The organism is Neobacillus sp. S1115, from assembly GCF_055385565.1.
The window spans coordinates 3443955-3457680 of sequence record NZ_AP038275.1; the positions used below are offsets into that span (position 1 = coordinate 3443955).

A 13726-nucleotide genomic window follows, 5' to 3' on the forward strand; every position below is an offset into this window, starting at 1 on the left:
TCATTGTTGATTTTCGTGTAGGCATGAGAATTCATAGGCGGAGAATTTCCGGCTAATGTATATAGATGAAGACTAAGAAGCAGCTATAAGCGTAGAAATTCCGATTAACTGCTCTAAATTAGACAAAATCCAAAGATTTGGATCATATAAACGGAAAATCTTCCTTTATTTTTAGGGAAATAAGGGTATTCCCCAAGTTAAACGGAATTTTTCCGTTTACTTCAAACAAATTTAAATCAACATTAAGCTATAACAGAGCTTTTTATTTAAAAAGCTTGTTATGCTTGAGCAGTCATCCATGCTACCTACAAAGAGTGTATTTCCTCCACTCCACTAAAGAAATTAAGGTTCCCTAATATGTTCATCACAATAATTTTCATCTGGCTCAGGAATACCATCACAGCCCTCAACCCGACATCGTCTTCTGACTTTAGGAACAGCCGGAACCCAGCCCCCATCACCAAAGGAAAGTTTATCATAATGCTCTTCCCATTTTTCCTCTGTCCATTGGTCCAATTCCCTTGCACACGCTGGACAAAATAATTCATCGCTAACACCTCGATAGGAACGGGTCACTTTTTGATTATCTTGATTTGTTTCATCACACCACCAGCAATTAAAGCTCATTTCTCTCCCTCCCCTTCCGTTTATCTTTCTCTTTAAAATACCAGGCTGTCATATCCATCCTTGCTCGTTCTTCTTCGTTAACACGATCATATTCCTCGATTTTAGCTTGGATTTCCTCCATTCGTCTGGCTAATAAGCGAGCCTCTTTATTTAAGACATCTTGTACGATATTAGGATATTCTATAAAGCTTTGAATATCCTCGATTATTGGAGTCAATTTTCCTTGGGACTCTATAACTTCATCCAATTTTTCCTGTAACATGCTAACATACAGTGCCATGGAGCTTCCTCCCTTCTTTAGTTTTATAAATTACCAAACTGTAACAAGTGGTGAATGAATGATTTTTTGCTCTTTTTCACTAAAATATGAGTAGTTTAACTCGGTAAACGGATAAATGATAGAATCACTATTAACAGGTAAAATGATACTTTTTGCATCAATAATAAAATCTACTTCGCAAACAGAAGGAAAGCTTATTGTCATTAGACGCTGCAGATTCGTATCAATTGGCAATCCAAACTTAGGTTCAATCCAAAGAGCTTCCTCATACACTTCTTGCAAAATATCATAAATATTCATTTCCTCTCCCCCTTCCATCTTACAAGTTCTCTTGTTCCTCTCACTTAAACTATAAAATATTCTTTTCTGAAAAGCACTTTTTTCTCGTGCGGAAATACGCACAAAAGCATATAATATTTGAGAAAGGAGGATGCTCCATTGATTTCTATTAAACGAATGAGAGGTACCAAATTTATTCCCTTAATCCGTTACTTGGAAAGCTCAGAACAATTAGAAAAAATTATAAAATCTTCTGAGGAAGAATTAGCAGATATTTTTGGTGATGATGACGACGTTAAGAGGTTCTTTAAACAGCTGACATTCTTTGAATCAGAGGTTGTCCTTACGATTACTCATTTTCTTTGCACTCAAATCCCCATTATAAATGCGTATTTTACCGATAAACAAAATCTAAATGTTGAGTATCAAACCAACTTAAAAAAGCTGGATGAAGATAAATCTATGTTAATGGAGTATGTAGAAAAGTTCACATCGGATCAAAATCATTCTTCTTTCCAATTACCTGAGGACGTATCCCCTCCATTGAAGTCCCTTGTTGAGGTTATTAACTATGGTTTTGCCGTATTTGCCCGACAGGAGGAGTTCGAAGATAAAGAACTTGAATTAATTGATTCCTATGATAAAACGCTTAAGGAAAAATGGTTCCAAACAACAGTATTCAACCAAATTCTTACCATCCTTTGTAGTTTGCTATATGCACAACAGACAAATTATAATCTGCTAACAGAAGGCACATTTGAACGTAAACTTTATAAAGCGAGGAAAATAACAGTACTGAGATTATTATATTTAATCTCCAAGGAATTTAAGTTTCCACTCGAAGAACTTGCATCCACTGTTACGAACATAACAAAAAATGAATGGAAGTATTGGAGGATGCATTTAGACCGTTTCCCTAGCATACAGGAAATGATGAAGCAGCTTGAGGATGCGGAAAGAGTAAAGGAAAAGGTTTATAACCCGATTGACTACCCAGAGGATTACCACTCAGCAAAGCCTGTCAGCTCAATGGATATCCAAATAAGTTCAATATCACATCTTATTCCGTTTGATCCAGAAACAGATGATGAGTACGAAATGGAAAGGGCTATGAAAGATGTAAAGGTTTTCTATAGAGATTACTATGATTCTCTTTGATTACAGCCAATGAAATGTACCATCCTTGTCATAGCCTTTACCACTGAATGACCAAGAGAATAACACTGAATGACAGACAGTTTACCACTTAATAACTGGATATTTATGTTGCAATTTAGAGTGAAGATTGCGAGAAATTTCACTTAAACTAACGGCAATATAGTTGAACAAAGAAAAGCAAACTAATAATATAAAAAAGGATGATAAAATGAGGAATAATAAGGTGTATTTAAGGTATTTAGAAGAAGGTGACGTAGCGCAATTACTTGAACTTCGTAGTCGAAATCGTGATTTCTTTGGATCATTTGAACCAATAAAACCCGAATCACACTATACCTTTGAAGGACAATTAAAGGAAATATGCTTATATAAATCTGACGTAGAAAACGACAAAACTTATACATATGGTATTTTCTTAGAAACTTCCGAACAACTAATTGGTAGGATTACTTTATCAGGCATTGTTCGCGGACCTTTTCAGAATGCGAATCTTGGTTATTATTTAGACAAAGACCATAATGGTAAGGGGTATACTTCTGAAGCAGTTTCTTTAATCATTAAAATTGCTTTTGAGGATTTAAATCTCCACAGAGTTCAGGCTGCCGTTATGCAAAAAAATATAGCATCTATTCGAGTGCTTAAAAAAAATGGATTTAGAAAAGAAGGATTGGCAATAAATTACCTTAATATAAATGGTTCTTGGGAAAACCACTTAATTTATGCAATGACAAATGAAGACTACATAAACAAATAATTAATTAATTAATATTAACTAACGGAGCATAGGGATTGACAAGGGGTTGCTTTTTAAAAACCAAAATTGTGAAATTTTACACTTAAACGGGTGCATTACTGGAAATCGGTAATGCTTTTTCTTATTGAAGTAACCGGCAGGCTTGTTAAAAAAGGAATATAAATCAAATTGATAGAATAAGTAAATTGGATATAAATCTTAACATCTAAATATTAATAAGAGAAAAAGTCTACGGGAACTAAACGAAGGAAAAAGTTTAAACTAAAATAAGCGCGGGGGGTAAAAAAATATGAAACAAATGGGGACGCTATACTTTTTCTGCGGAAAAATGGGAGCTGGAAAATCAACTAAATCAAAACAATTGGCGATAGATAAACATGCGGTACTGTTGTCTGAGGATGAATGGCTTTCATCACTTTATCCCAATCAGATTGCATCATTTGATGATTATCTAAAGTTCTCAGCGCAGCTCAAGCCGTTGGTGAAAAAGCATGTCCAAAACATATTAAGTGTCGGTACAAATGTAGTGATGGATTTTCCGGCTAACACTCAAAAACTGCGAACGTGGTTTTTGGATATGGTGTCAGAGGTCAATGCAAGCCATCAACTAATTTTCCTTAATCTAAATAACGAGCAATGCTTACGCCAAATTGCAAAAAGGCGTAACGAACAACCCGAAAGAGCAGCTTTTGACACGGAAGCGGTGTTTATTCATGTTACTAAATTTTTTGAAGCACCAGAGGCATCTGAGGGTTTAAATATTTTAGAGTTTAGCGGAAAAGAATAACACAGAGTTCAAAGATTCGTGTGTATAGAGTACCTTTTGTTCTGGGAGGTGCTCTATATGATATAAAATGAAATGTGATTACCAAAAGTTTCAATGTGCTAAAATCGATAGTTAAACAACGATTGATTAATTGGGAGTTAGAAGATGAAAAATAAAAAAAGAAGTAGAGACGGCTTTTTTAAAGATACCCTAATTGAGTTTATATTTGAAGTGATTTGGAACATCTTAATGTTTATACCAAGAATGATAATTCGCTTAATAGGGAACATTTGGTGAAGTTAGTCAAAATAGAGTTAACAAGGACGATTGAAAATAATCATTCTCTTTAATGTCTCTGATTAAATTACACGAAAAAATATCCACCAGAGTTTCTAACTCAAGGGTGGATTGTTTTTTCTAGCAAACACTAGTCTTCAAAGATGTCGGGAGCATGTTTGAAAGTTTTTACAAAATCAACCAGGCAGCTTTCGCAAAGATCAAATTTCCATCTTTGTTTATCATACATTGATTCATATCCAAATGTTAAATTAAAGGAATGGAATTCATCTTGTTCGAAGCCGAAGTCAGAAATTTTTTTAGACTTTCCACATTTGTTGCAAGTGATTGATTTCAAAACTTTTTTTGTTACTTGTATTTCATTATAATCTTTCATATAAATCCCCCATTCAAAGATTCAGTTATTTACGAGCATCATACTTTCATTCTACTAAAATATTAGCTAAATAACATTTTTTAAGACAACAAAACGCACCCCCTCAAGTCACAGCCACTCCCCCACCCCTGTCCTTCTGCTAGAGCCTTTTTCTCTGGAAGATATTTTGTTATCAATTATCAAAATAGTAAGCTAAAATAATAAAGTAAACCGCTTTCAGGAGGATTCAAATGGCAAAACATCTGTCTCAAGAGATAAAGAAAAATTAGCTGTCGGCAAAAGAAATTCTTGGTAAAATAAAAACAAACTATCAACTGTTGGAAGGAATGAATGATTTTGGCTAATATTATAATTTGTGGCAGTTCAGGTAAAATGGGAAAAGTGATTTATAATATCATTTCTACTAGAGACGACAGTAAAGTTGTGGCGGGAATTGACAAGAACACAGAAGATTCCACTGATTTTCCAGTGGTGTCGACTCCTAAACAGCTCTCTTCTCTTTCAATTGAACCGGATGTCATTATTGATTTTTCTCACCCATCCGTTCTTGATGAATTACTTGATTATTGTCTCACTAACAGAGTGGCACTCGTTATTGCAACAACTGGATATAGCAAAGAAGAAGTTGAAAAGATCCATAGAGCTGCAAAAGAAATCCCTCTATTCTTCACTGCAAATATGTCTATTGGTGTAAATTTGATTGCCGAGCTAGCTAAAAAAGCGGTTTCTGTTTTAGGTGATCAGTTTGATATTGAAATCGTTGAAAAACACCATAACCAAAAGATCGATGCCCCTTCAGGCACCGCACTTATGCTTGCTGATTCGATTAACGAAGAATTAGATCATCAATATTCTTATACATACGACCGGCACAGCGTTCGTGAAAAAAGAACAAAGAAAGAAATCGGCCTTCATGCTATTCGTGGGGGCACGATCGTTGGAGAACACGATATTATTTTTGCCGGCCGGGATGAAGTCATAACTCTTTCCCATCATGCAGCTTCTAAAGAAGTATTTGCTGTAGGGGCGGTTAACGCAGCCATTTTCTTAAAAGGAAAAGAGCCAGGATTATATAATATGAAAGATTTAATATAATTATAAAAACTACGGACCTGATTTATTTTCAAATCTGACATTAATTGTTTTAAAAACTAAAATACCCCTTTCCCGTAAAGTGGAATGTGTCAAATCTCGTATATTCAAAGAAAAATTATATTTGGCTATAGCAGGGTAGTGTCTTTCATAAATTTAAAAGAGCCTAAAATACGCAAGCATTCAAAAAAACTTGCATATTTTAGGCTCTTAAATTTTATTTCCTAATTGCCTCGGCAATCTAACTTGAATTTAAAAATCAGTGTGCTGAGAAGTGTTTTCTAAATAAAACATAAAATCCATTAGCTTTAAGTTCATTACATCCCACGATTGATAATAAAAGGACCGAACATGCAGTAACATGTCCGGTCTAGCAATAGACGGTTCCCTCGGTGGGTCGACTGAAAGCGGGAATAATCCAAGCGCTTCAAGGGTGGATTATTTTTTTCGGTTAAATGACAGAATGGTTACGATTAAACTAGCAAAACCAATCGCTAGCATTTACCACTAATCTTCCATAAAAATTCGTGCGTAGTATTCTGTTTCTTCATCTAATTTATTGTCATTTTTCAATTCCTCAATAGTTTCTTTTCGGTCATCTGCAACCACTTGAAAACTACCTGAAATATTTGGTGTCTTCCCTTTGTTTTTATCCATACTTTCATTCCTTCCTTTCAACTTATTTATATATGCTTCCAGCATGTTTATTGAAAAGCCTTGGAACTTATATCGGTCCGGTAATGAGCACCTGCAAAAGAAATCTTTTCTACGGACTGGTACGCCAAATTCCTCGCTTCTTTCAAGGTATCCCCTATTGCAGTAATCCCCAGAACACGTCCGCCGCTGGTCACGATTTTGCCCTCCTGTTCAGAGGTACCAGCATGAAAAACGATCGCCGGATCAGAAACCTGATCCAATCCATGAATGACATAGCCTTTTTCGTATGGACCTGGGTAGCCGGCAGAAGACATAATCACGCAACAGCCGACTTGTCTTTCCATTTCACGTCTACACTTTCTAATTCACCGGTGATGCTCGCGATTACGATATCTATTAGATCTGTTTCTAAAAGAGGGAGAACAACCTGTGATTCCGGATCACCAAAGCGTGCATTATATTCAATCACCTTAGGCCCATCCTTTGTCAGCATCAAACCCGTATAAAGAATCCCCTCAAAGGGGCAGCCTTCCGCTTCCATTCCTCTTACCGTTGGTTGGACGATTTCTCGCACAATCCTTTCAACCAGGGATGAATCAATTTGCGGTAATGGCGCGTACGTTCCCATTCCACCCGTGTTAGGCCCCTCATCACCATCAAACACAGGCTTATGATCTTGGGCCGGAACCATTGGCTTCACAGTGGTCCCATTGACAAAGGCGAGTAAGGTCATTTCTTCTCCTTCTAGATACTCCTCGATAACTACTCTTGCTCCAGCCGAACCAAACGTGACATCTTTCAACATACTTTTTAGCGCTTCCTTAGCTTCATCCAGACTTCTTGCTACAACCACACCTTTTCCCGCTGCTAAGCCATCGGCTTTTATGACGATTGGCGCCCCCTCACTGCGAACGTAGGTTAGGGCCTCCTCATAATTTGTAAAAGCAGCATATTTCGCAGTGGGAATTTGATATTTCATCATTAATTCTTTTGCGAAGGCCTTACTGCCCTCGATCATTGCTGCTTCCTTTGTAGGTCCATAAATCGCTAATCCCTGTTTTTTAAAATGGTTGACAATCCCCTTTGAGAGAGGCTCCTCCGGCCCTACAAACGTTACATCTATTTGTTCATTTTTTGCAAAATCAGCTAATTTTTCGATCTCTGAAACAGAAACGGGTATGCATTTCGCTAATGCTGCGATTCCCGGATTGCCTGGAGCACAAAAAATTTGTTCAATCTTGGGACTTTGAGACAATTTCCACACAATGGCATGTTCACGACCGCCTCTCCCCACGACTAACACCTTCATTCTGGTGACCCCTCCTAGTGTTTAAAATGTCTTATGCCCGTAAACACCATGGCGATTCCATGTTTATTTGCCGCTTCAATCGATTCATCATCCCGAATGGACCCACCTGGTTGAATGATGGCGGTAATACCTGCCTTTGCGGCTTCCTCGACCGTGTCCGGCATCGGAAAAAAGGCATCGGAGGCTAGGAAGGAGCCTGCCGCTTTTCCTCCGGCTTGCTCTATCGCTATTTTTGCCGATCCCACCCGGTTCATTTGGCCCGCTCCAACCCCAATTGTTTGAAATCCCTTTGTCAGGACAATGGCATTAGACTTTACATGTTTAACCACTTTCCAGGCAAAAAGAAGCTGTTCCACTTCTTCCTGGGTAGGCTTTCTTTCGGTAACGACACGAAGATCTTCAGAACGAATTTGCTTGACATCTTCTTCTTGAACAAGGACTCCTCCTGAAACAGAGGAAAGCTTGAATTCTGGCTGAGATGCCATTTTCACCTCACCGAGCCTGAGCAAGCGAAGGTTTTTCTTTCCCTTTAACAGTTCCAAGGCCTCTTCATCAAAATCAGGCGCCATGATGATTTCAAGAAAGATTTCCTTCATCTTCTCTGCGGTTGGCCGATCAATTTTCCGATTCGCGGCAATGATTCCTCCAAAAATCGATACAGGATCTGATTCATAAGCCTTTTGATAGGCATCAAAAATGGTGTTTCCAATACCCACACCGCAAGGATTTGTATGTTTGACCGCAACAACTGCTGGCTGATCAAACTCTTTTACGATGGATAAAGCCGCATCAGCATCATTGATATTATTGTAGGACAGCTCTTTTCCATGCAATTGTTCAGCTGTGGACAATGTCCCGGAGCTAGCTAATGGCTTTCGGTAAAAGGCCGCTTTTTGATGCGGGTTCTCTCCGTATCTTAGGTCCTGTTCTTTCTCAAAGGTTACCGTATATTGCTCCGGCCATTCTTCCCCTGTTTGCTTCGTTAAATAATTAGAAATGAGGGCATCGTAGGCAGCCGTATGACGGAACACTTTTGCTGCTAACCGTCTTTTCGTTTCCATGGTGACTCCGCCATTTTTCATTTCATTCAAGACAATTGGATAATCAAGCGCATCGACGACAACGGTCACAAAGGCATGATTTTTAGCAGCTGAGCGCAGCATGGTCGGACCGCCAATATCAATGTTTTCGATCGCTTCTTCATAGGTAACATTCGGCTTCGATATGGTTTCTCTAAATGGATATAAATTCACGATAACTAAATCAATCGGCTGGATTCCAAGTTCCTCGATTTGCTTTCGGTGTTCTTCCTTATCCCTTATCGCTAAAAGGCCGCTATGGATATTGGGATGAAGGGTTTTCACCCGTCCATCCAGTATTTCCGGAAAACCAGTAACCTCAGATATTCCGGTTACCTTGACACCTTCTTCAGCAAGTAATTTTGCCGTACCACCTGTCGATATGATTTCAACCTCAAGCTTCTCTAATTCCTTTGCAAATTCGACGATTCCGGCCTTATCGGAAACACTAATCAAAGCCCTTGTCATTTTACTGCCTCCCTATTCGCTAGACGATGGATCACTTCCGGAAATAATTGGTGCTCCATGGCTTGAATCTTTTTTACTAATGTTTCTCTGGTCTCATCCGGGTCGATGTTGACAGCTTGTTGGGCAATAATTGGACCTGTATCCATCCCTTCATCTACATAATGTACCGTCACACCGGTCACCTTGACCCCATAATCGAGCGCTTGGCCAATGGCATCCTTACCTGCAAAGGCAGGTAATAAAGATGGATGGACATTGATGATTTTTCCATCATAGGCCATGAGTAAAACATGTCCTAACAGTCTCATATACCCAGCCAATACAATAAACTCAACCTGCCTTTGTGTTAACTCTTCGAGGATCTTTTCTTCAGAGGCTCGTTTGTCTAGAAAATCTTTCGCTCTAAAAGTAAACACTGGGATCCCTGCCTCCCTTGCTTTCTGAACCGCAAGGGCTTCGGGGCGGTCGCTGACTAGTAAAACCACTTCAACGTTCGTGATTTTTTTCGATTGGATTGATTCGAGAATCGCTGAAAAATTAGAACCCGTACCAGAAGCAAAAACGGCAATCTTCATACCTACTCCTTCTTAAACACGACGTCTTCGGCACCTTTTTGGACAGTACCAATCACATAGGCATCTTCACCCAACGATTGCAGGTGCTCCATAATGCCCTCGGAATCTGCGGAATCTACGACCAGAATCATTCCAATTCCCATATTAAATGTTCGAAACATATCATAATCGGAAATTTTGCCCGCCTTTTGAATAAAGGAGAAAATTTTCGGAATCGTCCATGATCCATCCCTAATTTCAGCCTGTAAACCCTTAGGAAGAATCCGAGGAATGTTATCGTAAAAGCCCCCGCCTGTTACATGTACAAGACCAAAGACATTGTATTTCCGTATGGTTGAAAGGACGGATTTCACATAAATTTTTGTTGGTTCCAGTAATACTGGTCCCAATTCAGATTCCAATTCATCCACATAGTCATGTAAGGATAGCTTGGCATCCTCCAATAGCACTTTACGGACAAGGGAAAACCCATTGCTATGTACACCACTAGATGCCAGCCCAATCAAGACCTGGCCATCCTTAACTTTCGTTCCATCAATTAAATGTTTTTGGTCGACCATTCCTACAGTAAAACCTGCAATATCATATTCCCCATCCTGGTACATCCCCGGCATCTCAGCTGTTTCTCCGCCGATTAGGGCACATCCGGCCTGTTCACAGCCATCCGCGATCCCTTTGACGATGGCTTCAATTTTTTCAGGAATGATCTTGCCGCAGGCCAGATAGTCTAGAAAAAAAAGGGGCTCGGCCCCTTGGACGATGACATCATTTACACACATGGCGACAGCATCGATTCCGATCGTATCGTGCTTGTCCATGGCAAAGGCAATTTTCAATTTGGTCCCTACCCCATCCGTACCGGAAACAAACACTGGCTCTTCGATCCCTGTTAAGTTTGGCTTAAAAAGAGCGCCGAACCCTCCTAATCCGGTTAACACCTCTGGACGAAAGGTTTTTTTCACATGCTTTTTCATTCTTTCAACCGCTTCATTACCTGCATCTATATTGACACCCGCTTGACGGTACGCCTCACTCATCCGGTTCACTCCTTTACGGTAAACTTGCCGAGATTTCCTGCATGTTTAACTTTTTTACTAATCCTGAACGCATTATGTTTGGAATTGCACCCCGCCAAGCTTCTTCCAAAGTAGCAATTGGCTCTGAGATGACCTTTCTTCCATTGTGTGTAATCGTCAATTCCTTGCCTCTCACTTTCCCGATTTCTTTTATTGACACACCCTGCTGTTTCGCTATTTCCTTTATCTTCTCAGCGTGTTCGCCTGATACGGAAAGAATAATTCGAGATTGCGATTCACTAAAAAGGCTAAAGTCTGGGCGAAGTTCGTCAGTTAATTGAATTTCCGCGCCGAGCTTCCCGCCAATACAGCTTTCTGCCAGAGCAACGGCCAATCCGCCTTCTGCTGTATCATGGGCTGATTGCACCAATCCTTCTTGAATTGCCTTGAGGGTAAAAGCCTGAACATTCTTTTCCAAATCAAGGTTAATCTGCGGCGGCCTGCCTTCAATTTTTCCTGTCACCATTTTTTGGTATTCGGATCCGCCCATCTCAGCTTTGGTTTCCCCCAATAAAAAGATGAGGTCTCCTTCTTTTTTAAATTCCTGGGTCGTAATATGATCGATATCCTTAATTAAGCCGACCATTCCAATCGTTGGTGTTGGATAAATGGCTTCTCCCTTTGTCTCGTTATAAAGACTGACGTTTCCGCCAATAACCGGTGTATTCAACTGACGGCACGCTTCACTAATTCCATCTGCCGCTTTTTCAAACTGCCAGAAGATTTCTGGTTTTTCAGGGCTACCAAAGTTTAAGTTATCAGTAATAGCTAATGGCTCCGCACCGGAACAGACGACATTACGAGCGGCTTCGGCTACGGCAATGGCTCCGCCAACGTATGGATCAAGGTAAACATACCTTCCGTTGCAATCTGTTGTCATCGCCAATGCTTTTCGTGTTCCACGAATGGCCACAACCGCGGCATCCGACCCGGGTATGACAGCTGTATTGGTTCGAACCATATAATCATACTGCTGGTAGACCCACTCCTTACTTGCAATCGTAGGAGACGCCAACAGCTGCTTTAAGACGGAATGATAGTCGCTAGGTTCTTCAATGGCTGCAGCCGGATCAAATGAGGAGGACTGTTCATAATAAGGAGCAACTTTTGATGGCTTACAATATACCGGCGCATCCTCCGCCAGCTTGTCTGCCGGGATTTCGGCCACGACCTCCCCTTTATGAAGCAACCTGAGCAGGTTATCATCTGTGACCCTGCCGATTACAGCAGAGTGTAATCTCCATTTATCAAAAATCTTTTTTACATCCTCTTCTTTCCCTTTTTTCGCCACAACCAGCATTCTTTCTTGGGATTCTGAGAGCATCATTTCATAGGCCGTCATACCTTTTTCACGTTGAGGAACAAGGTCCAGGTCGAGTTCAATGCCATTTCCCGCTTTACTGGCCATTTCAGAGCTGGAGCTGGTTAATCCCGCCGCCCCCATATCCTGAATACCGACAACGTGACCAGAGGTGATCAATTCAAGGGTCGCTTCCAGCAGCAATTTTTCCATAAATGGATCGCCCACTTGAACCGCTGGGCGTTTCGCTTCGGAATTTTCACTCAACTCTTCTGAAGCAAATGTCGCTCCATGAATCCCATCTCTTCCAGTCGATGCCCCAACATAAATGACAGGATTGCCAATTCCTTTGGCTACCCCTTTTTGAATTTGATCATGGTCGATTAAGCCAACACACATAGCATTAACCAGCGGATTTCCTTCATAGGATGAATCAAAGTAGATCTCTCCAGCAACAGTAGGGATTCCCATACAGTTACCGTATCCGGCAATACCCGCAACCACATTTTCAAAAATATATTTGGTTTTTGGGTTATCCAGTTCGCCAAACCTTAGTGAGTTCAATAAAGCAATCGGTCTTGCTCCCATCGAAAAAACATCACGAATAATACCGCCAACCCCTGTAGCTGCACCTTGATAGGGCTCAATGGCCGATGGATGATTGTGGCTTTCAATTTTAAAGACAACCGCCTGATGATCGCCAATGTCAACAATTCCCGCTCCTTCTCCAGGTCCTTGCAGCACGTGAGGACCGGAAGTGGGGAAACGTTTGAGTACTACCTTTGAATTTTTATAGCTGCAATGCTCGGACCACATGACACTAAATATGCCCGTTTCCGTATAATTGGGTTTCCGCCCAAGAATCTCGATTACTTTATCGAACTCTTCGTCCGTCAATCCCATTTCTCGATAGATCTTTTGCTCAACAATTTGCTCAGGAGTCGGTTCATTATACTGTGCCATGCTGTCGCCTCCAGTAACTTAATATAGAAGAAAACATCCGCCTTCCGTCATCTGACCCCAGCCATTTATGAACGGCGCGCTCAGGGTGCGGCATTAAACCTAAAACATTACCTCTCTCGTTTATTACCCCGGCAATCTCAGAAATGGAACCATTTGGATTCGTCCCTTTATACCTGAATACGATTTGATTGTTCTGTTCCAAAGATTTTAGTGTATCCTCGTCACAATAATAATTTCCGTCCCCATGGGCAATGGGAATACGGATTGTTTCGCCTTCCAGGTATTCTAAGGTGAATGGTGTTTTGTTGTTTTCTACTTTTAAATCGATGGTGTCACAGTGAAACTTTAAGCGTTGATTTCTCCGTAAAGCACCTGGCAATAATCCTGCTTCCGTTAAGATCTGAAATCCATTGCAGACCCCAAGCACCAATTTACCTTCTTCCGCTGCTATTTTTACTTGCTCCATAACAGGAGAAAGACTCGCTACAGCTCCTGGACGCAAATAATCCCCATAAGAAAACCCTCCAGGGACGAGAATCGCATCATACTTTGCCAGGTCCGTCTCAGGATGCCATACATATTCGACAGGTTGTTCAATCGTATCTAAAACAGCTTTATACATATCTATATCGCAATTTGAACCAGGAAAAACCAGTACAGCAAAGTTCAA

General features: G+C 40.3%; 14 protein-coding genes and 1 pseudogene. 4 read left to right on the plus strand and 11 right to left on the minus strand.

The features are described 5' to 3' along the window. Positions 1 to 342 precede the first annotated feature (342 nt). Genes ACZ5B7_RS16665 through ACZ5B7_RS16675 form a run of 3 tightly spaced genes read right to left on the minus strand, consistent with a single transcriptional unit; the run spans position 343 to position 1207 of the window. Positions 343 to 627 (minus strand): hypothetical protein, encoded by a 285-nt coding sequence (locus ACZ5B7_RS16665; RefSeq protein WP_464490178.1) that lies wholly within the window; start codon positions 625 to 627, stop codon positions 343 to 345. Continuing rightward, positions 617 to 907: a hypothetical protein gene (locus ACZ5B7_RS16670; protein WP_464490179.1), complete on the minus strand. Its 291-nt coding sequence runs from the start codon at positions 905 to 907 to the stop codon at positions 617 to 619. Before ACZ5B7_RS16670 ends, ACZ5B7_RS16665 begins: the two co-directional genes overlap by 11 nt. A 30-nt stretch (positions 908 to 937) precedes the next feature. Continuing rightward, positions 938 to 1207 carry a hypothetical protein gene (locus ACZ5B7_RS16675; protein WP_464490180.1) on the minus strand — a complete coding sequence of 90 codons (270 nt, stop codon included), beginning with the start codon at positions 1205 to 1207 and terminating at the stop codon, positions 938 to 940. 138 nt (positions 1208 to 1345) lie between these two features. On the opposite strand from ACZ5B7_RS16675, the gene ACZ5B7_RS16680 reads away from it, so the two are divergent. The 3 genes from ACZ5B7_RS16680 to ACZ5B7_RS16690 all read left to right on the plus strand — a co-directional run bounded on the left by ACZ5B7_RS16680 (position 1346) and on the right by ACZ5B7_RS16690 (position 3885). After that, positions 1346 to 2344 carry a hypothetical protein gene (locus ACZ5B7_RS16680; RefSeq protein WP_464490181.1) on the plus strand — a complete coding sequence of 333 codons (999 nt, stop codon included), beginning with the start codon at positions 1346 to 1348 and terminating at the stop codon, positions 2342 to 2344. A 163-nt stretch (positions 2345 to 2507) separates the two neighbouring features. Next, positions 2508 to 3098 carry a GNAT family N-acetyltransferase gene (locus ACZ5B7_RS16685; protein WP_464490182.1) on the plus strand — a complete coding sequence of 197 codons (591 nt, stop codon included), beginning with the start codon at positions 2508 to 2510 and terminating at the stop codon, positions 3096 to 3098. 289 nt (positions 3099 to 3387) lie between these two features. Further along, positions 3388 to 3885, plus strand: coding sequence for a P-loop nucleotide/nucleoside kinase family protein (locus ACZ5B7_RS16690; RefSeq protein WP_464490183.1), 498 nt, complete (start codon positions 3388 to 3390; stop codon positions 3883 to 3885). A gap of 406 nt (positions 3886 to 4291) precedes the next feature. On the opposite strand, the gene ACZ5B7_RS16695 is transcribed toward ACZ5B7_RS16690, so the two are convergent. Beyond that, on the minus strand, positions 4292 to 4537 hold the full coding sequence (locus tag ACZ5B7_RS16695; protein WP_464490184.1) for a hypothetical protein: 246 nt from the start codon (positions 4535 to 4537) through the stop codon (positions 4292 to 4294). A 330-nt stretch (positions 4538 to 4867) separates the two neighbouring features. Here ACZ5B7_RS16695 and dapB point away from each other — a divergent pair, with 330 nt between their 5' ends. Beyond that, positions 4868 to 5632, plus strand: a complete 765-nt coding sequence (dapB, locus tag ACZ5B7_RS16700; RefSeq protein ID WP_464490185.1) for a 4-hydroxy-tetrahydrodipicolinate reductase — start codon at positions 4868 to 4870, stop codon at positions 5630 to 5632. Positions 5633 to 6136: 504 nt separating this feature from the next. Here the strand turns inward: dapB and ACZ5B7_RS16705 are convergent. The 7 genes and pseudogenes from ACZ5B7_RS16705 to purQ form a co-directional block, all read right to left on the minus strand. Continuing rightward, positions 6137 to 6286: a hypothetical protein gene (locus ACZ5B7_RS16705; protein WP_464490186.1), complete on the minus strand. Its 150-nt coding sequence runs from the start codon at positions 6284 to 6286 to the stop codon at positions 6137 to 6139. Positions 6287 to 6333: 47 nt separating this feature from the next. Then, positions 6334 to 7595: pseudogene (purD, locus tag ACZ5B7_RS16710) on the minus strand (phosphoribosylamine--glycine ligase). Positions 7596 to 7609: 14 nt separating this feature from the next. Further along, complete coding sequence (purH, locus tag ACZ5B7_RS16715) at positions 7610 to 9142, minus strand: bifunctional phosphoribosylaminoimidazolecarboxamide formyltransferase/IMP cyclohydrolase (protein ID WP_464490187.1); 1533 nt, start codon at positions 9140 to 9142, stop codon at positions 7610 to 7612. Further along, on the minus strand, positions 9139 to 9717 hold the full coding sequence (gene purN / locus ACZ5B7_RS16720) for a phosphoribosylglycinamide formyltransferase (protein ID WP_464490188.1): 579 nt from the start codon (positions 9715 to 9717) through the stop codon (positions 9139 to 9141). Before purN ends, purH begins: the two co-directional genes overlap by 4 nt. 2 nt (positions 9718 to 9719) lie before the next feature. Next, positions 9720 to 10754 carry a phosphoribosylformylglycinamidine cyclo-ligase gene (gene purM, locus ACZ5B7_RS16725; RefSeq protein WP_464490189.1) on the minus strand — a complete coding sequence of 345 codons (1035 nt, stop codon included), beginning with the start codon at positions 10752 to 10754 and terminating at the stop codon, positions 9720 to 9722. Positions 10755 to 10767: 13 nt separating this feature from the next. After that, on the minus strand, positions 10768 to 13056 hold the full coding sequence (gene purL / locus ACZ5B7_RS16730; protein ID WP_464490190.1) for a phosphoribosylformylglycinamidine synthase subunit PurL: 2289 nt from the start codon (positions 13054 to 13056) through the stop codon (positions 10768 to 10770). Continuing rightward, positions 13043 to 13726: a phosphoribosylformylglycinamidine synthase subunit PurQ gene (gene purQ, locus ACZ5B7_RS16735; RefSeq protein WP_464490191.1), complete on the minus strand. Its 684-nt coding sequence runs from the start codon at positions 13724 to 13726 to the stop codon at positions 13043 to 13045. Before purQ ends, purL begins: the two co-directional genes overlap by 14 nt.

Excerpts from the sequence above, each read along its gene's own strand:
- ACZ5B7_RS16705 (WP_464490186.1), bottom strand. The coding sequence starts at position 6,286 with ATGGATAAAAACAAAGGGAAGACACCAAATATTTCAGGTAGTTTTCAA.
- ACZ5B7_RS16675 (WP_464490180.1), bottom strand. The coding sequence starts at position 1,207 with ATGAATATTTATGATATTTTGCAAGAAGTGTATGAGGAAGCTCTTTGG.
- ACZ5B7_RS16670 (WP_464490179.1), bottom strand. The coding sequence starts at position 907 with ATGGCACTGTATGTTAGCATGTTACAGGAAAAATTGGATGAAGTTATA.
- ACZ5B7_RS16690 (WP_464490183.1), top strand. The coding sequence starts at position 3,388 with ATGAAACAAATGGGGACGCTATACTTTTTCTGCGGAAAAATGGGAGCT.
- purH (WP_464490187.1), bottom strand. The coding sequence starts at position 9,142 with ATGACAAGGGCTTTGATTAGTGTTTCCGATAAGGCCGGAATCGTCGAA.
- ACZ5B7_RS16695 (WP_464490184.1), bottom strand. The coding sequence starts at position 4,537 with ATGAAAGATTATAATGAAATACAAGTAACAAAAAAAGTTTTGAAATCA.
- purM (WP_464490189.1), bottom strand. The coding sequence starts at position 10,754 with ATGAGTGAGGCGTACCGTCAAGCGGGTGTCAATATAGATGCAGGTAAT.
- purL (WP_464490190.1), bottom strand. The coding sequence starts at position 13,056 with ATGGCACAGTATAATGAACCGACTCCTGAGCAAATTGTTGAGCAAAAG.
- purN (WP_464490188.1), bottom strand. The coding sequence starts at position 9,717 with ATGAAGATTGCCGTTTTTGCTTCTGGTACGGGTTCTAATTTTTCAGCG.
- ACZ5B7_RS16665 (WP_464490178.1), bottom strand. The coding sequence starts at position 627 with ATGAGCTTTAATTGCTGGTGGTGTGATGAAACAAATCAAGATAATCAA.
- dapB (WP_464490185.1), top strand. The coding sequence starts at position 4,868 with ATGATTTTGGCTAATATTATAATTTGTGGCAGTTCAGGTAAAATGGGA.